This is a genomic window from Williamsia muralis (assembly GCF_051487485.1).
GTDB classification, from domain to species: Bacteria; Actinomycetota; Actinomycetes; order Mycobacteriales; family Mycobacteriaceae; genus Williamsia; species Williamsia muralis_B.
Genome location: NZ_JAHVCV010000004.1, coordinates 1 through 19,334, shown reverse-complemented (window position 1 = coordinate 19,334; position 19,334 = coordinate 1). Strand labels below are relative to the sequence as shown.

Here is a 19,334-nt window from a genome sequence, read left to right as displayed (position 1 = left end):
TCGCGCAATTTGGGGGTTTTTGCGGCGATTCGATATCCTCGCCTGACTTTTCCTCGCTCTGTGCCGTGTCGAGACAACGAAATCGGGCAGAGGGGTGATAAAGCAATTTCCCCGCTGCGCTTGACCTGGACACCCAAACCCGTGTCTAATCACATCAGTGTCATTCCCTGTTTTGACAGCGAGAATTGTTGCGGGGCACGGGAATCGATCACTTGTTCGAATCCGATTGACCAACTGCACAATTCGAAGTGAGATGAGGAGGCGGGACGATGGCTCTGGAACACATGGCTACCAACAGCCTTGAACCGCAAGTCGATTCGCAATCGAATGCATCCGAAACCAACCAAACTGAACGTCCTCGCCTGAGCCTGGTCACGTCGGCATTCGATGATATGTTCGAAGCGGTCGAAGACCAGTGGCAGGACCGTGCGCTGTGCGCACAGACCGATCCAGAAGCCTTTTTTCCTGAAAAGGGTGGTTCGACCCGGGAAGCCAAGCGCATTTGCCAGGGTTGCGAAGTACGTCCGGAATGCCTGGAATACGCGCTGCACAAAGATGAACGCTTCGGAATCTGGGGCGGTCTGTCAGAGCGCGAACGTCGCCGTATCAAGCGCGGGATCGTCTAGGTCTTTCGCTTTTCTCTGCATACCCGTTCTGTAGCTCCGAGCGTCTGCCCTGAAGCGGCGACGGACTCGGCAAGAGCGGTCTCTCAGGTCGGTGGCGGGTCGATGGTGTCCTCGTCGACACCGAGGTGTGCTGCGACCTGCTGCACCAGGACCTCGTGCACGAGGTCCAGCAGATCTGCCCCTTTTTTCGCCCTGCTCTCCAGCGGGCGGCGGAACAACAATATGCGCGCTTTGGTGGCACGCCCCTGCGAATCCATGCCGGACGGGATGAGCCGGGCAAGAGGTATCGGGCCATCGGCCGTCACCTCCACCGGCCATTGAACGGTCTCGGGGTCGCGCGGAAGCATCCTCGGCACGTCGTCCACCGCGATGTCCAGGTCGGTCAGTCGGGCATGCCACCGCGCGTCGATCTCGGCGAAGGCCTCGAGCACCATCGCATCGAACGACTGTGACCGGCTCGTCCAGGCAGGGACGTGGGTCGGCAGCAACGTCGAACGCAGTCCGCGACCCCGCCGATCACGGACCCGGGGCACACCACGTGAGGTTCGCCGGCGCCGCGGTCGTGCCAGCGGAGGACGAATGGGAGCCATAGAGCGCAAGTCTAGGCAGTTGCGGACGGTGTGTCCTGCTACGACCCGCCAGTCGGTCGGGATAATCTTCCTCCGTGAGGCTCCCACGTCAGTGTTCCAGGCCCGGTTGCGCCAATCCGGCGGTGGCAACTCTGACTTTTGTGTATTCGGACTCGACCGCGGTGGTCGGTCCGCTGGCGACCTCGGCCGAACCTCATTCGTGGGATCTGTGTGACACGCACGCCACGCGGATCACCGTGCCGCGAGGGTGGGAGATGTTGCGCAGTGAGGGTGGGTTCGCACAGCCTCTGCGGGACGAGGACGACCTGACCGCACTTGCCGAGGCTGTCCGTGAGGCAGCCGGCGGTGGCGGACTGGTGCCCCGCTCGTCGCCCGTGCGTGCCGGCGACTCGATCGGATCCCATGAGCGCCCCGCGCCTCGCGGCAACGGTTCGCTCAGCGGACCCGATCCACTTCCTCGTCCTCGACCAGGTCGCCGCGGGCACCTTCGAGTACTGCCTGATCCTGTGGACTGAACGCCGCCGGCGAATTCGCCTGTAGCCGTCGGGATTTGCGGTTCGACCACGCCCGCTCGCCGTAGTGGCAACCGACCATGACGAGCGCGGCCAGGCCCCAGCCGAGGATGAGGTCGATCACGTAGTGCTCGGCCGAATACACCAGCGTAAACGCCATCACCAGTGCGTATCCGGTGTACATCGTGCGTCCGAAGACGCGGGTGCGGCCCCACATGAACATGGCCAGCAGTGCGGTGACACCGGCGTGCAGCGACGGGATCGCGGCCACCTGGTTCGATTTCTTCTGCCCGACCTCGAGCACCTCGCGGACGGGTCCGATGTGCAGGACATCCCAACCGCGACTGGAGATGCGCTCGACGTAAGGCTGTGCGCCATCGTGCCTCGGCTGCACCGGGCCCAGCAGGCCGCCGTCGGGGGCGTCTTCGACGGGCTGGGTGATGCAGAGCGGGAACGCCGATCCGTCGGCGACCTCTGCCGGGGTGCACTTGGCCGCCGCCCATGGCGGTGCGGCCGGTACCAGGATGTAGCCGATCAACCCGATGAAGAAAATCGTGATGAGCCGCAAGACGAATCGACGCCACTGCAGACGATCTTTGAGCCACAGGAAGCCGGCGACCGCGTAAGGAACGATGAAATAGGACATGTACACGAAGCTCGTGAACACCTCCCACCACTGCGCCTCGGCCATCTTGAGGTGTTCTTGCAGCCACACGGTCGGCACGACGTGGAACATCCACCGGTCCGCGTCCACCGCGAGGTGCCACTGGGTCGGCATCCCAAGGAAGGCTGCGATACCGCGAGTGGAGTCGTAGACCGCCAGCAGCACACCGAACGGCAGCCAGTCGCGCACCACCGACAGGATGTTGCGTCGTCCGATGGACGCCGCGGCGAGCCCGAGCCCGAGGGCCACGAGAACGTACGATCGGCCGAACGACATGGTCCTGGTGGCGAGCAGCACGATGATCGTGGCGGCCCAGATGGTGACCGTCACGCGGCGGACGAGGACCAGGTTCACTCTCTCGGAAACCAGACGCGCCGCCGCGAACTCGGCGAATCGAGTTCGGGCGTACCAAGATGTAACAGGGGCGTCAGTTTTTTGGGGGCTCTGCAGTTCGGTCATGATTGCGCGGCGACCCCGGTGTCGACCGAGCAGTTTTTCGCCAGTTCCAATGGATGCACATGCACCCGATGAGAAGGAGCCATTCCGTGGATCGTCCCGCACAGCTGTTCAGCCCCGAGTTGGTCAGCGCCGTCATCAAGGCCTACGACGTACGTGGTCTCGTCGGCGAACAGATCGACTCGGAGTTCGTCAGGAGCGTGGGAGCTTCGTTCGGCCGCCTCATGCGCACCGAGGGCCAGTTGGGATTGGTGGTGGGCCACGACATGCGGGAGTCGTCGCCGGAACTGGCTGCTGCCTTCGCGGACGGCGCGCTGGCCGAGGGACTGGACGTCACGATGATCGGCCTTGCGTCCACCGACCAGCTGTACTTCGCCTCGGGATTCCTGGACCGGCCCGGCGCCATGTTCACCGCGAGCCACAACCCGGCTCGGTATAACGGCATCAAACTGTGCCGCGCCGGTGCAAAACCTGTCGGTCAGGACACCGGACTGGCCACCATCTCGCGCGAGCTGGTGCACGGGGTGGACGGCACGGCGGCCCCCGAGAGCACCAGGGGAACCCTGACCGAGCGCGATGTGTTGGCGGACTATGCGGCGTATCTGCACAAGCTCGTCGATCTTTCCGGTCTGCGGCATCTGACGGTCGCCGTGGATGCGGGCAATGGCATGGGTGGTCACACAGTTCCGGTGGTCCTCGGCGGATCTGAGGCGTTCACCGTGCGTTCACTCTACTTCGAGCTGGACGGAACATTTCCCAACCACGAGGCCAACCCCCTCGATCCGAAGAACCTGGTGGACCTGCAGGCGTATGTCCGCGAGACCGGGGCCGACATCGGTCTGGCCTTCGATGGGGACGCCGACCGCTGCTTCGTGGTCGATGAGCTGGGTGAACCCGTGTCCCCGTCAGCGGTGACCGCGCTGGTGGCCGAACGTGAGCTCGCAAAGAATCCGGGCGCCATCGTGATTCACAATCTGATCACCTCACGCGCGGTTCCCGAGCTGGTCACAGAGCTGGGCGGGACGCCGGTGGTGACCCGTGTTGGGCATTCGTTCATCAAGCAGGAGATGGCCGACACCGGTGCGGTGTTCGGCGGCGAACACTCTGCGCACTACTACTTCAAGGACTTCTGGAACGCCGACTCCGGACTGCTCGCGGCGTTGCACGTCCTTGCCGCGCTTGGTGCCTCGGACCAGCCGCTGTCGGCGATGATGGCGCGTTACGAGCGCTACAAGAGCTCAGGTGAAATCAACTCAACGGTCGACGACCAGGTCGCACGCACGGCGGCCGTTCTCGCGGATTTCGGTGACGAGATCACCGAGACCACCCGGATGGACGGCGTCACCGTGGATCTCGCAGATGGGTCCTGGTTCAATCTGCGTGCCTCCAACACCGAGCCACTGCTGCGGCTCAACGTCGAGGCGCCGACCGCGGAGCGGGTGAACGAGCTGGTCGACCGCATCCTCGGGGTGGTGCGGGGCTGAGCAGACCGCGGTGAGGGGCGGCTCGGACGGCAATTCTTCCGCTCCCGAACGGGTGCGGACCATTAGTCTGGTCTCATGCTGACCGGAGCTCCAGACCTCGACGACGTCGCCGCACTGCTCGACGCAGACGTCGACGGTCTGCTGCCCGCTTCGGCGCTGGCCGGTGCGCAGTGTCGCGCAGTGTCAGCGGCTCTCAGCGAAGGATTTCTGGAGCCGCTGGGCCACCTACGGCCACGGGCCGTGGTGATCGTCTGTGGAGTCGGGCCGGCCGGACGAGCGGCGGCCTTGGTTCTGGCGCTGGCCGCGCCCCACATCGACGTTCCTCTGATCAAGTCCGAAACGGTGCCGTCGTGGGTGGGTCCTCTCGACGTGGTCGTGATCGCCGGTGACGATGCCGGTGATCCCAGGCTCGCCGACGCTGCGGCCCGTGCCGGACGCCGGCAGGCCGAGGTTGTTGTCGCCGGACCTGTGGAGGGGCCACTGCGCGACGCGCTGGCCGGGCGGGTGCTGGACATGTCGCCGCGGGTTCCGGTGCCTGCGCGTTTCCGCTTTACCCACTATGTATGCGCCTACCTGGCCGTTCTCGCCGGCCTGCAATCGGTCCGGGTGACCGGCCGCCACCCCGACCTCGAAGCGCTCGCCGACCAGCTCGACACCGAAGCCGCCGGGAACCACCCCGCCAACGAGCTGTTCCACAATGCCGCAAAGGAACTGGCGGCGCGGTTGGTCGGGCATCCCACGGTATGGGCGGCAGACACCCCGGCCGCGCTGGCGCTCGCCGTGCACGCGTCGAGGAGCGTCTTCGCCAGTGCCGGGATCGTCAGTACGGCAACGGATCTCGGCGACGTGCTGGCGGCGGCACCGGTGCTGGCCAAAGGGGGAGGAGCATTGTCGCCCGACTTCGATCCCATCTTCCACGACGCGCAGATCGACGGCCCGGTCGCCGGACAGCAGGTCCGGGTACAAGTATTGACCACTCCCGATCGCGAGTGGCAGATCCGTCGTCGCCTCGGAGTGCTGCCGGATGCCGATGTGGTGACCAGTGGCCCCGCGTCCCCACCGGTCGCCGGGCAGCCGGCGCCCGGCACACATGCCGACGGGCCGGCGCCAAGCGGACTGGAAGATGTTGTGCCACTGATGATCTTGGGATTGAGGGTTGACATGGCGGGTGCCTACCTGCGGCTGGTCGGGGATCGTTGATGCGCCTGCTCGATGGTGTCGTCCGTCCCTATGCCTGGGGATCGCGTACTGCGATAGCAGCCCTGCGCGAAATGCCCACACCCAGCGCGCATCCGGAGGCCGAGCTGTGGTTCGGAGCCCACCCGGCAGCGCCCGCGATCGTTCGTGATGACGCGCGGGAGAACACACTCTTGGAAGTCATCGACGCCGATCCGCGTGCAGAACTCGGCACTCTCTGTGCCGAACGGTACGACGGGCGTCTGCCGTTCCTGATGAAGATCCTTGCCGCCGAGGAACCCTTGTCACTGCAGGCCCACCCCAGTCTGCAACAAGCCAAGGAAGGGTTCGCGCGAGAGAACGAGCGTGGCATCGACGTGGGTGCACCGGACCGCAATTACCGCGACGAGAACCACAAGCCCGAACTCGTCGTGGCACTGAGCGAGTTCCACGCCCTGGCCGGCTTCCGTGACGTGCGCGAGACGGTCGACCTGCTGCGCGTGTTACAGGTTCCCGAGCTGGACAGTCACCTCGGAATGATTGCCGGTCAGCCGGACTCGCAGGGTCTTCGGGCGCTGTTCACCACCTGGATCACATCGCCCGAGTCGGCCTTGTCCACTCTCATCCCGGCCGTTCTGACCGGGGCCATCCGGTACCTCGAATCCGGTCAGGACCGCTTCGCCGCCGAGGCCCGCACGGTGCTGGAGATCGGCGAGAACTACCCGCTCGACCCTGGCGTTCTCGCTGTGCTCCTGCTCAATCGGGTCACGCTCGCGCCGGGGGAAGGCCTGTATCTGCCGGCCGGCAATCTCCATGCCTACCTCTGGGGCACCGCTGTGGAAGTGATGGCCAACTCCGACAACGTCCTTCGCGGTGGTCTCACCCCCAAACACGTCGATGTCCCCGAGTTGTTGCGTGTCCTCGACTTCACCCCGGTCGCTCCGGGCGACATCGCTCCCTCGATCCACACCCTGAATTCCGAACTGATCTATCAGACTCCGGCGGCGGAGTTCAGGCTGTCGAAGGTGGAACTCGACGGGACCGGTCTACGCAGGCCGTCGTCGATCCTCTTCGATGTTCCCGGTCCGCAGATTCTGCTGTGTACAACGGGTTCGATCGAACTGCGGGGTCCATCAGGTCATCTGGTGGTGCCCCAAGGTCGGGCGGCGTGGCTGGGTGACAACGATCCCGACGTCATCGTGCATGCGGCATCGGCCCACACCACGTTCTTTCGAGGGTTGGTCCCCGGACACTAACGGTCCGGTCCGACGGGGTCAGACCCTCGAAGGAACCGGCAGCGTACTGCCGATGAATGCCATCTCGTCGGGCGTCGCGACCATCGTCACCATTGCACTGCCGGTGGGTGTGGCAACCCAGATGTCTTGAGGAGCGGCTTCATTCTGTTCCAGCCGGACGTCGGCCGGTTCACCCGGTGAGCCGGGAGGAATCACGGTGATCACGGTCGGAGCATCGACGGGCGCCGGTGCCACGCCATGAAAAACCGCCACGGTGTACTTGCCCTGGGGGTTTCGCCCTCCTGCGAGTGCGAGGAGACCCGGATCCCCGACAGCGGTGACGAATTGTTGCCAGACGGCGCCGTGGTCGGTGTAGACGAGGACTCGAGCGCCGACTGCGATGGCGCGCAACAACACCTGCTGGGCCAGATGTAGGCCGCCGGCGATCGACACCCGATGTGCGGGACCACCGAGCAGGTCGACCGCCACGGCCCTGCCTGCGTGGTCCGCCCCGATGAGCTGACCACAACCCGTTGCCGACAGGGCCACTTCGGACAGGGATTCGAACGGCACCGTCCGCCTGCCGATCGGGGGGAGCTCGGCGGCCGCCCCCACCGGCAGACTTGCCGCGAGCGCTGTGCGCTGACGGCCGGGCAACTCGATCAACCCGGTGATCGCCGAATGATCAAGGGACGGGGAGTTGAACCGGACGAGCGTCCGCATGGCGACCTCGCCCGGCCCTGCCGGCGACAACCGCATCGTCACCGTCGTGGAGATCGACGGAACGGCCCACACCGTGCCGAGGACCTCGTCGAGGTGGTCGGGATCGACCGCATACGTACACATGCGCATCCGTTCGGAGGTCACCGCATCCCAGTCTTCGCGCACCTCGCCGGTGTCGGCGCCGTGAGCGAGGTGGCCGGTCGCGGCGGTGATCTGTGCCGCCGTGAGAATGCTGGCCGACAAACCCTGTCCCGCAAGCCGGTTGGCGACCCGTCGGGTCGCGATCATCGCGGTGCGCAGAGCGCCTTCCGAACCACCACCCCGACGTGCGACGGCATCAGGACAGTGCGACGGGTCCAACCGCAGCACAACAAGCACCGACCGATATGCCGTGGCAGGCAACGGGCCCAGCGTGCGCCGGTAGACCTGGGCCACCGGCCCAGTGCCGTGAGTGCGTATCCCGTGACTGATCACATCCACCGACTCCAGGCGGATGTCGAACTGGCGAACGCATTCGGCGAGGGCGGACAGGGGGATCGGCGGAAGGCCGCGACAACCGCTGGGGTCGAGAAAACTCAAGGTGGGTGGGGGAGTGTCGATGCGCACCACCGTGACCAGAGCCGTTCCGTCCCAACGTGCACCGATCGCATTCGATCCGGACACGGGTATGTCGAACGGTGCCTGATCCGGTTTCGAACCGTCCGACTCCGCCGCACCGATGAGCCTTCTGCGCCACAGGCCCAGTCGCAAACCGATCCGCTCCGCCAGCGACATACGGCCCGGCAGCGCGACAAGCGTCGCGGACAACGCGATTGCCGTCACGATTCCTGCCCACCAGAGCCCGCCCACGTCGTGAGACAGCACCAACGCCCCAGCGATCAGAACTTCGATCGCGACCACTACCTTCATGATCCCCCCAAGAATCATCAACACCGCACGTCATGTACGAGCCCCGCTCGCATCCCCCCGGTTGCGATACGTCTACTGCAGGTCTGGTCGAGCTCCGTACGTCTCCGCCGGCCCAATGGTGCTATACGCTACACGCCGGGGAGATGGGGGGGGGACGGCATGCCGGCTCAATTGACGACGAAGGCTCAGGTCAACGGATACCGCTTTTTACTGCGCAGACTCGAGCATGCGCTGATCCGTCGGGACGTGCGGATGTTGCACGACCCGATGCGGTCGCAGCTGCGGTCGCTCATGGTCGGATTGGTACTCGCGATACTGGTGCTTGCCGGGTTCGGGGTATACGGGTTGATCAAACCGCAAGGCTCCGTTGGTAAGTCGCAGATCATCATCAGCAAGAAGGCCGGCGCGATGTACGTGGTGGTGGACGGCCGTCTGCACCCTGTCCTCAATCTCGCGTCGGCACGTTTGATCACCGGCAGCGACGAGTCCCCGAAGTCGGTCGGTGAGAAGAAGTTGACGGGATACGCCCGCGGCCCGCTCCTCGGAATCCCCGGAGCGCCCGCGGCGCTGCCCGGCCCTGCCGACACGAAACATTCGAACTGGGTTGTCTGCGACACGACGTCGGCCGGTCAGGTCACCACCACCGTGCAAGGCGTCGCCCCCGTACTCGGCGAACAGATCCGTTCGGCCGGCGGAGCCGACGGGCCCGGGGACGAGGCCGTTCTCGTCTCCTCCGCGGGGCAGGTCCACCTGATCGGTGCCGGGCGCAGATCCCGCGTCGACACCGAGAGCGTGCCGGTTCGCCGAGCTCTCGATCTCGACCACGCCGAGGTGCGCGAGGTCAGCTCAGGCGTCCTCAATGCCTTCCCGGAAACCGATTCCATTGCGGTGCCCGACATTTCGAATCGGGGTGCCCCTTCGGCTCTCGGTCGGGACACCCCCGTCGGATCGGTGTTCAAGGTGACAGCGTTGTCGGGTGAGGCGACGTTTTATGTGGCGCTGGCGCAAGGAGTGCAACGGATCGGTGAGGTTGCTGCGGAGATCATCCGACAGGCCGACCGCTCGGGTGCCGACAGTGTGCCGACACTCAATCCCGGCGCTCTGACAGGGGTGGAGACGGTCAACATCCTCCCCACGGACGACTTTCCGACGGCACCGCCACGATTCGCGGACGCTACGGCCGACCCCGTCGTATGTGCGGCCTGGTCACGGTCGGTGGACGACCACGAGGCGTCGCTACGGACACTGCTCGGTTCCGTCCTGCCGCTGAGGCCACGCGACAAGCCGGTTCCGCTCAGCGGCGCCGACGGTCCCGGCCCAGGTCTCGACGCGGCGTTCGTCACCCCCGGACGCGGACACTACATCCAGGCGACTGGATCAGAACCCGACAGCACGCGAGCCGAATCTCTGTTCTACGTCAACGATTCGGGGGTTCGTTTCGGCGTCCCCGACGCTGCGACCGCCGATGTCATCGGACTCGGACGAAATCCGTTGCCGGCCCCTTGGTCGGTCATCTCACTGCTCGCTGTCGGGCCGACACTGAACCAATACGACGCATTGGTGTCCCACGATGGCATCGCGCCGGATCTGTCCGGTGCGCAGTTCGAACCACCCGGCAACTAGACGGATCGATTCGGGATGTCCCCGATGCGGGCCGGCGAACTCAGCGTCGCGGCGGCGTCAGCGCCCGCACGAGTTCTTCCCAGCGGTCGCCGATCTGACCGAGGGCCATGTGGTGGTTGTGGAGCATGTGGTGCACGGCAGGCGCCTCCAGTGGTGCCAGCACCGCCATACACATCAATTCGAGATTGCCGCGAAAGCCCATCTGTGTGAGCAGCATTCGGGTGTGGGTGACCACAACGGTCCTGGTGGGATGGCTGAACCGCTGCGGTCCGGTGTCCTCGGCTTCGAGCAGTAGATCAAGGTGCGCCGCTGCCATCGCCAGGCGGGCGCGGCCGAACGCGATCAACCGATCCAACGGGTCCACCTTCTCGCCCGGGTCCCCGGGGCCCAGTGGCGCCGGGCCGGTGAGGAAGGCTTGTTGCAGCTGGATCTCGGAGTGGTTGAGCAGCGCGAGCATCAGGCCGGACCGGTTACCGAATCGGCGGAAGACGGTGCCTTTGCCGACGCCCGCCTCGCGTGCGACCGCGTCCATGGTGACCGCCGACGCGCCGCACGATTCGATGAGGCGGGTCGCGGCTTCCATCAGCAGCTGACGGTTGCGAGCGGCATCGGCCCGTTCCGGCTCCTGGCCGTCGACCAGTGGAATTGCGGCAGGGTGGCGCTCGGCCAATGCGAGGGGAAGGGGCGGTTGAGGTGTGTCGGGGGCATCGATCAACGGCAGCTCGGCGCGGGTCGCGCTGGACTGCTCGGAGTTCGCCCCGGGTGCCGGGTGCCGTGCGGGCTTTGACACACCTTGACTGTAACGCGTGCTGCGACGACGGAATTATTCGGACCATAGTCCGGTTGAGTGGATCGTAGGTCTAATCAATCGTGGAGGAAGAGCAGTGGCAAACGAGAACAAAACGGAGTCGACGAAGATCGTGGTGCTGGTCGGGAGCCTGCGACGCGAGTCTGTGAATCGTGAGCTGGCACGCGTGGCCGCGGAGAATGCGCCGGGCGACGTCGCAGTGGACGTGTACTCGGGCCTGGAACTGTTGCCGTTCTACAACGAGGACCTCGACACCGAACCGGTTGATGCCGAGGTTGCCAGGGTGCGCCAGACCGTGGGAGAGGCGGACGCTGTACTGATCGTCACCCCCGAGTACAACGGCACCATTCCGGCGGTTCTCAAGAACGCCATCGACTGGCTGTCACGCCCGTACGGCACCGGCGCCCTCACCGATAAGCCGGTCGGGGTGCTGGGCGCAGCGCTCGCGCAGTTCGGTGGGAAGTGGTCACACGACGACACCAGCCGGTCGGTGGGTATCGCCGGAGGCCGGGTGGTCGAGGACGTCGAACTGCACCTCACCATCGGCAAGCTGGACGGCAAGCCGGTGGCCGAAGTGCCCGAGGTGGTCGATCAGCTGCGGCACGCTGTCACGGTGCTGGTCGATGCCGTCGACGCCACCGTCGCGGCCTGAGGGCGGGGTTCGCACAGCCGACAACACCTCTGACGGACCGCCGTGGCGAGATCGATCGACTCGCCGCGGCGGTCCGTCCGTGTTTGGTGTGACATGTGACGAACGACACGCCGAGACACGCCAGATGCGGATTTTTTCGGAGCTCCCGACCTGGGACTTTCATGAATGTGATTCGCAACGTGTTGTGTCGCTCCCGAATGTCAGACACTAGGTGTAGTGTTTGGAACACTGAACGGCACGACGGGGTTGACTCTTATGAACAGCACTGACAGGCCGGCCAGATCGAGATACGAAAGACACGATTTGCTGCTCGAGACACATTTTCGGCAGCGATAACCGGTCCGCACACAGGGAGTTCTGGGATATGACTACTTCGGCCACCGCAACGATCACCGTCTACACCAAGCCTGCTTGCGTGCAGTGCAACGCCACCTACAAGGCGCTCGACAAGAACGGTCTCGACTACGAGGTCGTCGACATCACCGAGGATTCCGAGGCCCGCGACTACGTGATGGCCCTCGGTTATCTGCAGGCGCCCGTGGTGGTCGCCGGCGATAGCCACTGGTCGGGATTCCGTCCGGATCGCATCAAGGCGCTCGTCGCAGCCGCAGCCTGATCCACGTCGTCTCATCCTTTCTTAGCTCTACCGTCAGCACCATCGCGGAGGTCGGGACATTGGGGAAGAATCCCGTACATTCCGCGGAGGCCGGATCCGATGGCCCCCCGCTGATCGTGTACTTCTCGAGCGTCTCGGAGAACACACACCGATTCGTCGAGAAGCTCGGTCTGCGGGCGGTCAGGATCCCCCTGTTCGACCCCGAGGGCACGTTTGTCGTCGATGAGCCCTACGTCTTGATCTGCCCGACCTATGGGGGTGGGAAGGCGTCAGGAGAGCCCGGCGGATTCGTTCCCAAGCAGGTCATCAAGTTCCTCAACAACAAACACAACCGTTCGCTGATCACCGCGGTCATCGCGGCAGGGAATACCAATTTCGGTGAAGAGTTCTGCCTCGCAGGCAACATCATCTCGAACAAATGCCAGGTGCCGTACCTGTACCGGTTCGAGCTGATGGGCGACGCCGAAGACGTAGAGCGAGTCCGCACCGGCCTCCATCAATTCACACTCGATCAACTCGCACAGGAGCCAGCACAGTGTCGCCAACCGCAACCGCAGTAGAGACCTCGGCAAGCAAGTCAGGCGCACATGCCGACCCGTCGGGGCGTAGCCCGGGTGAGATGGACTACCACTCGCTCAACGCGATGCTGAACCTGTACGACGCAGACGGCAAGATCCAGTTCGAGAAGGACCGCGAAGCGGCCAACCAGTACTTCCTGCAGCACGTCAACCAGAACACTGTTTTCTTCCACAACCTGGAAGAGAAGCTCAAGTACCTCGTCGAGGAAAACTATTACGAGCCAGAGGTTTTGGCGAAGTACGACCGCGAGTTCGTCAAGGGGCTCTTCGATCACGCCTACAGCAAGAAGTTCCGGTTCCCGACCTTCTTGGGCGCGTTCAAGTACTACACCTCGTACACACTGAAGACGTTCGACGGTAAGCGTTACCTCGAGCGGTTCGAGGATCGAGTGTCGATGGTGGCGTTGACCCTCGCCGACGGTGACACCGCGCTGGCCCGTCACCTTGTGGACGAGATCATCGAAGGCCGCTTCCAGCCGGCAACCCCCACCTTCCTCAACTCGGGCAAGAAGCAGCGCGGCGAGCCGGTGTCGTGCTTCCTGCTCCGCATCGAAGACAACATGGAATCGATCGGGCGCTCGATCAACTCCGCGCTGCAGCTCTCCAAGCGCGGCGGGGGAGTGGCCTTGCTGCTGACCAACATCCGCGAGCACGGTGCCCCGATCAAGAAGATCGAGAACCAAAGCTCCGGTGTCATCCCGATCATGAAGTTGCTCGAGGACTCGTTCAGTTACGCCAATCAGCTCGGTGCCCGGCAGGGTGCGGGCGCGGTGTACCTGCATGCGCACCATCCCGACATCTACCGCTTCCTCGACACCAAACGCGAGAACGCGGACGAGAAGATCCGCATCAAGACGCTGTCGCTGGGCGTGGTGATCCCTGACATCACCTTCGAGCTGGCCAAGCGCAACGACGACATGTACCTGTTCAGCCCGTACGACGTGGAGCGCATCTACGGTGTGCCGTTTGCTGACATCAACGTCAGCGAGAAGTACCACGAGATGGTCGAAGACCGTCGTATTCGCAAGACCAAGATCAAGGCACGTGAGTTCTTCCAGACGCTGGCCGAGCTGCAGTTCGAATCGGGTTACCCGTACATCATGTTCGAGGACACGGTGAACCGCGCCAACCCGATCGACGGCAAGATCACCCACTCCAACCTGTGCTCGGAGATCCTGCAGGTCTCCACGGCCTCGGAGTTCAACGACGACCTGTCCTACGCCAACATCGGTAAGGACATCTCGTGCAACCTGGGCTCGCTGAACATCGCCAAGACGATGGATTCGCCCGACATCGCGCACACCATCGAGACCGCGATCCGCGGGCTCACGGCCGTGTCGGATCAGACCGCGATCACGTCGGTGCCCTCGATCCAGAAGGGCAACAACGAATCACACGCCATCGGCCTCGGGCAGATGAACCTGCACGGGTACCTGGCGCGGGAGCGGGTCTACTACGGATCGCCCGAGGGCATCGATTTCACGAACATCTACTTCTACACCGTGCTCTTCTACGCGCTGCGCGCATCGAATCGCATCGCGAAGGAGCGCGGTAAGGCGTTCGGTGGATTCGAGCGGTCGAAGTACGCGAGCGGCGAGTTCTTCGACAAGTACACCGACCGCACCTGGGCGCCGGAGACCGACAAGGTCCGAGAGATGTTCGGGCAGGCCGGGATTGCGATCCCCACGCAGGACGATTGGCGTGAGCTGAAGGCGTCCGTGCAGGAGCACGGCATCTACAACCAGAACCTGCAGGCCGTTCCGCCGACGGGTTCGATCAGCTACATCAACCATTCGACCAGCTCGATCCACCCGGTCGCCGCCAAGGTGGAGATCCGCAAAGAGGGCAAGATCGGGCGCGTCTACTACCCGGCCCCCTATATGGACAACGACAACCTGGACTACTACCAGGACGCGTACGAGATCGGCTACGAGAAGATCATCGACACGTACGCCGCAGCCACCCAGCACGTGGACCAGGGGCTGAGTCTCACGTTGTTCTTCAAGGACACTGCAACCACTCGCGACGTGAACAAGGCGCAGATCTACGCATGGCGCAAGGGAATCAAGACGCTGTACTACATCCGGTTGCGTCAGATGGCTCTCGAGGGGACGGAGGTTGAGAACTGCGTCTCGTGCATGTTGTGACTTCGCTTCCCGTGGAGTGAAGTCCGGCCAAGTTAGTCGAAAAGAATAAAAAGGTCTGGCCCCGCGGCAACGGGACCAGACCTCAAACCGGCCCGAAGGCGCGGGTGACTTCATCAGTCAACATCAGCGTAGCGGAAAAGTTGGGGCGTTTTGCTCCATTCTCTCTTCGGGCCCTGAACTCTTAGGAGATCTGGCTATGAAAAAAATCACTGATGTATTCGGAATCAACCGAAGTGTCCCGTTCATCGATGTCGCGGTCGATGCCGACAATCGGATCTTTGTTGATCCACACGCGATTCGCGTTCTACCGCAACCGGATTCGCACGCAATCGCGGCGCTAGACTGCCTAGATACCTTCTTCGGCAGCGTCGCCAGTTGCGCGATGTCAACAACTGCATCCGACCGTCGTCGTGGTGTAGCGCTCCTGCAGCGCTTCACTGAACCCTGGGAGACCCGCCTCGGCATGTCCGCGGACGGCTTCCGTGGCCACGGCGGTTCGCACGAGGTCGGGACATGGATCTGGGATGCTCTGACGACCGATCTCGCTGCACTCCTCACTGTGGGCGTGCTCGCGCAGCTCGAAGATCTGCCTCTGTTTGTGGAAGGCGTGGATCGAGATATAACGTCCGACATAACGACCCGAATCATTTTCGCTGCCCTGGCTGCATTCACCCAGGAAGTGCTCGCTGACTACCCCGAGTTCAGCACAGGTGGGCACACGTTGGTCACCGTGGAACGCCAGATCTGGGATCCTGCACTACGCGAGTGGAATATGGTGCAGATGGAGTTGCCACAGGTCGACGGGGACCCGCTCCTTCTGGTTCCGTCTAACTGGGCGCGACACAATTTGCTGATGTCTGCCAAGCGGTTTTATGAGACGACGGTGCTGTCGTTTGCTCAAGACGAGCAGGCTGTAGTTACTAGCCGAGGTAAGGTGTCACGGACACGGAAAGACCTTCTGAAGCGCCAGCCGGCTCTCAAGCGTGGTCGTGTCACGAACCTGAACGTGACACGCCGTGCGGTGGCGAATTCGCAGGATCTCATCGAGATGTTCAAGCTCTTTGTCGCACGTAAGCTGGCTGACGAGAAGCTACGGGATCAGGCTGGCTAGTGGACCGCTGACGTCGGGCACTTCGAGTCCGACTGCTCGGTGTGCAGGCGGGCGTCGCGCATTAGCGCCTTCTACGCTTCACCTGTCTGAAATGGCGGCGAGACACTGTCTCGCCGCCATTTCCTATGTCTGTCAACTGGATTCGACGCTCGGAGGTCTACGAATTTTTGGGGCAATCGAGACATCTGAACTACATGGGTGTAGTTTTGGGGCACGGAATGTGGGTCGCAGGGCTTCGAGCCCTGGGTCGCAGGGCGGGCTCTTGACCGCAAGTAAATCGATCCGAGCCCGAGGCAATAGGATCAAACGCAAGCGAGTAACACCTTCAGAGTGGGGAAAACGAATGACGTCCACCCAGAGCCACCGCCCGGCCGACGGAGCACCGATCAAACTGGTCAGCCGGGTCTCGGCGATCAACTGGAACCGGGTTCCCGACGAGAAAGATGCCGAGGTGTGGGACCGCCTCACCGGCAACTTCTGGCTACCGGAAAAGGTGCCGGTGTCCAACGACATCCCGTCGTGGGGCACCCTCACCGAGGTCGAGAAGCAGCTCACCATGCGGGTTTTCACCGGTCTGACGCTCCTCGACACCATCCAGGGCACCGTCGGCGCCGTCAGCCTGATCCCGGACGCCACCACCCCTCACGAAGAGGCGGTGCTCACCAACATCGCGTTCATGGAGTCGGTGCACGCCAAGAGCTACAGCTCCATCTTCTCCACCCTGTGCTCCACCAAGGACATCGACGAGGCGTTTCGCTGGTCCGAAGAGAACCAGTACGTGCAGACCAAGGCGCGCATCGTCATGGACTACTACCGCGGCGATGACCCCCTCAAGCGCAAGGTGGCCTCCACGCTGCTCGAGTCGTTCCTGTTCTACAGCGGCTTCTATCTGCCGATGTACTGGTCGTCGCGAGCCAAGCTCACCAACACCGCTGACCTGATCCGGCTGATCATCCGTGACGAAGCGGTGCATGGTTACTACATCGGCTACAAGTACCAGCGGGCGCTGGAAACCCAGACGCCAGAGCGCCGTCAAGAGATGAAGGACTACACCTTCGAGTTGCTCTTCGAGCTGTACGACAACGAAACCGGTTACACCGAAGAGCTTTACGACGATGTCGGCTTGAGCGAAGACGTCAAGAAGTTCCTGCGGTACAACGCCAACAAGGCGCTCATGAACCTGGGCTATGAGGCGATGTTCCCTCGGGACGAGACAGACGTGAACCCGGCGATCCTGTCGGCCCTGTCACCGAACGCCGACGAGAACCACGACTTCTTCTCCGGCTCGGGCAGCTCGTACGTCATCGGCAAGGCCGTCAACACCGAAGACGAAGACTGGGAGTTCTGACCCACCCCCGAATTCGCTCCACCTACGACAAAACGCTCCGGTTGCAACCGGAGCGTTTCGTCGTAGGTGGAGCGAATTTCCTCAGCTGACCTCGTTGAGTTTCCCGGTGGCGACATCGAACACGAACCCGCGCAACGACGTCGTCTTGGTGATGAACGGGGACCTCTCGATCCGCGCCACTGACTGCCGCACGTCTTCGTCCAGGTCGCCGAACGACTCGGCAGACCATGCCGGCTTCACCCCGACCTCGTCCTGGATGGCTCGTTTGAAGTCGTCGTCGGTGAAGGTCAGCATGCCGCAGTCGGTGTGGTGGATCAGGATGATCTCGGTGGTACCGAGCAGTCGCTGGCTGATGGCGAGTGACCGGATCTCATCGTCCGTGATCACACCGCCGGCATTGCGGATGACATGTGCCTCACCGGGATTGAGGCCGAGAATGCCATAGACATCGAGCCCGGGCGTCCATGCATGCGACGACGGCGACGTGCTTGCTGGGTGGAAGGGGCAGGGGACCGGAGAAGTCGGCCGCGTACGCGCGATTGTTGTCCAGGTATTCATCGGTGACGGTCATGCACTCATGCTCATGGGTGCATGTGCGCGCCGACAGAGTTGCAGCCACGATGATTCCAACGCAGTCCGCCGCCATGATCAGGCCGAATGCCTTCGGCGAACCTGGTGAACGGGGGGCCTTACACCAGTGAGTTGCCGACGTTGAAGAGCACTATGTTCGCCGCAGACAATCCTCCCGAGCCGAACCAGACGTCGTCCTCCACGATGCGCACGCGACCCCAGCTCGGTGCACCCATGTCGCGCCACCGATCGCTCTCGAGGACCGAGGTGCCATGCTCCAGCCCGGCAGGCCCGTCGAATCCGACGTAGATGACATCGCCGTCGGCTATCTCGAAGTTCTTGTCGTCTATCGGCGTCGGCTCCGGCTCACGCTGACCGGGCGGACGTTGCACACCCATGTCGGTCAGGACGCTCGCAGCGAATCCGCCGGTGCCCTCCACGGTCTCGGAGTCCTTGCCGAACCGCACAAGGGAGGCCTGATTGTATCGCGCGCCGAGTCGGTCGCCGGTCGTCTTGGCAGCGTCGTCGTAGGCCTGCAGTCGTTGCTCGCCCGCGTCACCGCGGCCCACCGCCTCGGCGACCGCCGAGAACCGCTCGCGCCAGTCCTGCGCCGGATCGATCTCGACGGTTCGGGCCGAGCCCATAGCACCGTCGAGTGGGGATTCGCCGACCGTCAGCAGGAGGTCAGGATTGCTCGCGGCCGCCCGTGCGACGTCTGGCCGGCTCTTTTCACCGACGGCGGGGAGATCCTGTACCGCTGTGCCCATGTACGAGGGGAGTGAGCCGCCGACGGTGGTGGATGCGACCACTTTGCCCTGTACACCGAGCGCGCACAGAGCGTCGAGAAGGCTTGGGTCCGCGACCAGGATGCGACCGGGGTCGGGGGCTCCGGAGTCGACCGGCGCAGGTGTCTGACATGTCTGGTTCTTGTCGCGATCGGGGTCCGCGAGATCCACCGAGGCGATGCGTGTCGTCGTCTTCACGATCGACCCCTCGCCCTCGGGGACGGACGAGTCGAGGCATCCACTCACACCTGCGCTGACCAGGGCGGCAAGCGCAAGCGTCGCCAGAGCGCGACGGCGACGGATCACTTCGCTCACAGGTTCTCTTCCACTCTTCGGTTGCTGCCCGATGACGGCTGAATCCCGAACAAACTAGCACTGCTCGACCGGGTGGAGACCGATGTCGAAAGCCGCGTTTGCCCACCCCCGGATCGACTACGACAGTTCGTAGGACCCGATCGGCTGCGGGCCGTATGAGGGTCTAGGATCAACATCAGCGCACATTCATGGCCGTCGCTCTAACGTCCTCCGCGGAACACACTTCCGCACCTGACGCAGGCGAGAGGCCACGCAGGCAGGAGGATCAGTGACCGCGGTAGACCAGCCCACCACTCAGGTGGCTCCGGTTCGGCCTTATCCCGAGCGCACGGGTGCCAAGGGTTCGTTCATCTACAAGATGTTGACGACGACCGATCACAAGATGCTGGGCATCATGTATTTGGTT

General features: G+C 63.6%; 17 protein-coding genes and 1 pseudogene. 12 read left to right on the top strand and 6 right to left on the bottom strand.

The annotated features are described in order from the left end of the window. The first annotated feature begins 392 nt into the window (after positions 1-392). A complete protein-coding gene (locus tag KXR83_RS11475) occupies positions 393-626 on the top strand; it encodes a WhiB family transcriptional regulator (RefSeq protein ID WP_031333673.1) in 234 nt (77 codons plus the stop codon). An 83-nt stretch (positions 627-709) separates the two neighbouring features. Here the strand turns inward: KXR83_RS11475 and KXR83_RS11470 are convergent, their stop codons facing one another. Further along, the gene (locus KXR83_RS11470) at positions 710-1,216 is read right to left on the bottom strand and encodes a metallopeptidase family protein (protein WP_437424974.1); all 507 of its coding nucleotides are present in this window, start codon (positions 1,214-1,216) and stop codon (positions 710-712) included. A 74-nt stretch (positions 1,217-1,290) separates the two neighbouring features. Between KXR83_RS11470 and KXR83_RS11465 the strand changes: the two genes are divergently transcribed. Beyond that, entirely contained in the window at positions 1,291-1,731 is a 441-nt protein-coding gene (locus tag KXR83_RS11465) for a DUF3499 domain-containing protein (protein ID WP_437424973.1), read from the top strand. Here KXR83_RS11465 and KXR83_RS11460 read toward each other — a convergent pair. After that, a complete protein-coding gene (locus KXR83_RS11460; protein WP_437424972.1) occupies positions 1,652-2,722 on the bottom strand; it encodes a phosphatase PAP2 family protein in 1,071 nt (356 codons plus the stop codon). The two genes, KXR83_RS11465 and KXR83_RS11460, sit on opposite strands and share 80 nt — an antisense overlap. Before the next feature lie 215 nt (positions 2,723-2,937). Between KXR83_RS11460 and KXR83_RS11455 the strand changes: the two genes are divergently transcribed. The 3 genes from KXR83_RS11455 (at position 2,938) to manA (ending at position 6,764) form a co-directional block, all read left to right on the top strand. After that, positions 2,938-4,332 carry a phosphomannomutase/phosphoglucomutase gene (locus tag KXR83_RS11455; protein ID WP_243404238.1) on the top strand — a complete coding sequence of 465 codons (1,395 nt, stop codon included), beginning with the start codon at positions 2,938-2,940 and terminating at the stop codon, positions 4,330-4,332. Between the two features lie 75 nt (positions 4,333-4,407). Further along, entirely contained in the window at positions 4,408-5,532 is a 1,125-nt protein-coding gene (locus KXR83_RS11450) for a hypothetical protein (protein WP_437424971.1), read from the top strand. Further along, entirely contained in the window at positions 5,532-6,764 is a 1,233-nt protein-coding gene (gene manA / locus KXR83_RS11445; RefSeq protein ID WP_437424970.1) for a mannose-6-phosphate isomerase, class I, read from the top strand. Before KXR83_RS11450 ends, manA begins: the two co-directional genes overlap by 1 nt. An 18-nt stretch (positions 6,765-6,782) precedes the next feature. On the opposite strand, the gene eccE is transcribed toward manA, so the two are convergent. Beyond that, positions 6,783-8,375 carry a type VII secretion protein EccE gene (gene eccE, locus KXR83_RS11440; protein WP_437424969.1) on the bottom strand — a complete coding sequence of 531 codons (1,593 nt, stop codon included), beginning with the start codon at positions 8,373-8,375 and terminating at the stop codon, positions 6,783-6,785. Between the two features lie 159 nt (positions 8,376-8,534). Between eccE and eccB the strand changes: the two genes are divergently transcribed. Beyond that, positions 8,535-9,998 (top strand): type VII secretion protein EccB, encoded by a 1,464-nt coding sequence (gene eccB / locus KXR83_RS11435; RefSeq protein WP_437424968.1) that lies wholly within the window; start codon positions 8,535-8,537, stop codon positions 9,996-9,998. Between the two features lie 40 nt (positions 9,999-10,038). On the opposite strand, the gene KXR83_RS11430 is transcribed toward eccB, so the two are convergent. Next, positions 10,039-10,788 (bottom strand): TetR/AcrR family transcriptional regulator, encoded by a 750-nt coding sequence (locus tag KXR83_RS11430; protein WP_437424967.1) that lies wholly within the window; start codon positions 10,786-10,788, stop codon positions 10,039-10,041. Between the two features lie 94 nt (positions 10,789-10,882). Between KXR83_RS11430 and KXR83_RS11425 the strand changes: the two genes are divergently transcribed. From KXR83_RS11425 to nrdF, 6 genes are all read left to right on the top strand, one after another. After that, on the top strand, positions 10,883-11,458 hold the full coding sequence (locus tag KXR83_RS11425) for an NADPH-dependent FMN reductase (RefSeq protein ID WP_437424966.1): 576 nt from the start codon (positions 10,883-10,885) through the stop codon (positions 11,456-11,458). 364 nt (positions 11,459-11,822) lie between these two features. Beyond that, positions 11,823-12,074, top strand: a complete 252-nt coding sequence (locus KXR83_RS11420) for a redoxin NrdH (protein ID WP_030163979.1) — start codon at positions 11,823-11,825, stop codon at positions 12,072-12,074. Positions 12,075-12,133: 59 nt separating this feature from the next. After that, entirely contained in the window at positions 12,134-12,634 is a 501-nt protein-coding gene (nrdI, locus tag KXR83_RS11415; RefSeq protein WP_437424965.1) for a class Ib ribonucleoside-diphosphate reductase assembly flavoprotein NrdI, read from the top strand. Next, positions 12,610-14,799 (top strand): class 1b ribonucleoside-diphosphate reductase subunit alpha, encoded by a 2,190-nt coding sequence (gene nrdE / locus KXR83_RS11410; protein ID WP_437424964.1) that lies wholly within the window; start codon positions 12,610-12,612, stop codon positions 14,797-14,799. The genes nrdI and nrdE overlap by 25 nt, the downstream gene beginning before the upstream one ends. Before the next feature lie 196 nt (positions 14,800-14,995). Further along, positions 14,996-15,910, top strand: a complete 915-nt coding sequence (locus KXR83_RS11405) for a hypothetical protein (RefSeq protein WP_437424963.1) — start codon at positions 14,996-14,998, stop codon at positions 15,908-15,910. Positions 15,911-16,253: 343 nt separating this feature from the next. After that, the gene (nrdF, locus tag KXR83_RS11400; RefSeq protein WP_437424962.1) at positions 16,254-17,258 is read left to right on the top strand and encodes a class 1b ribonucleoside-diphosphate reductase subunit beta; all 1,005 of its coding nucleotides are present in this window, start codon (positions 16,254-16,256) and stop codon (positions 17,256-17,258) included. Between the two features lie 81 nt (positions 17,259-17,339). Here nrdF and KXR83_RS11395 read toward each other — a convergent pair. Both KXR83_RS11395 and KXR83_RS11390 read right to left on the bottom strand, forming a co-directional pair. Continuing rightward, a pseudogene (locus KXR83_RS11395) lies at positions 17,340-17,829 on the bottom strand (beta-class carbonic anhydrase). A 118-nt stretch (positions 17,830-17,947) separates the two neighbouring features. Further along, positions 17,948-18,928, bottom strand: coding sequence for an ABC transporter substrate-binding protein (locus KXR83_RS11390; protein WP_437424961.1), 981 nt, complete (start codon positions 18,926-18,928; stop codon positions 17,948-17,950). Positions 18,929-19,334 lie beyond the last annotated feature (406 nt).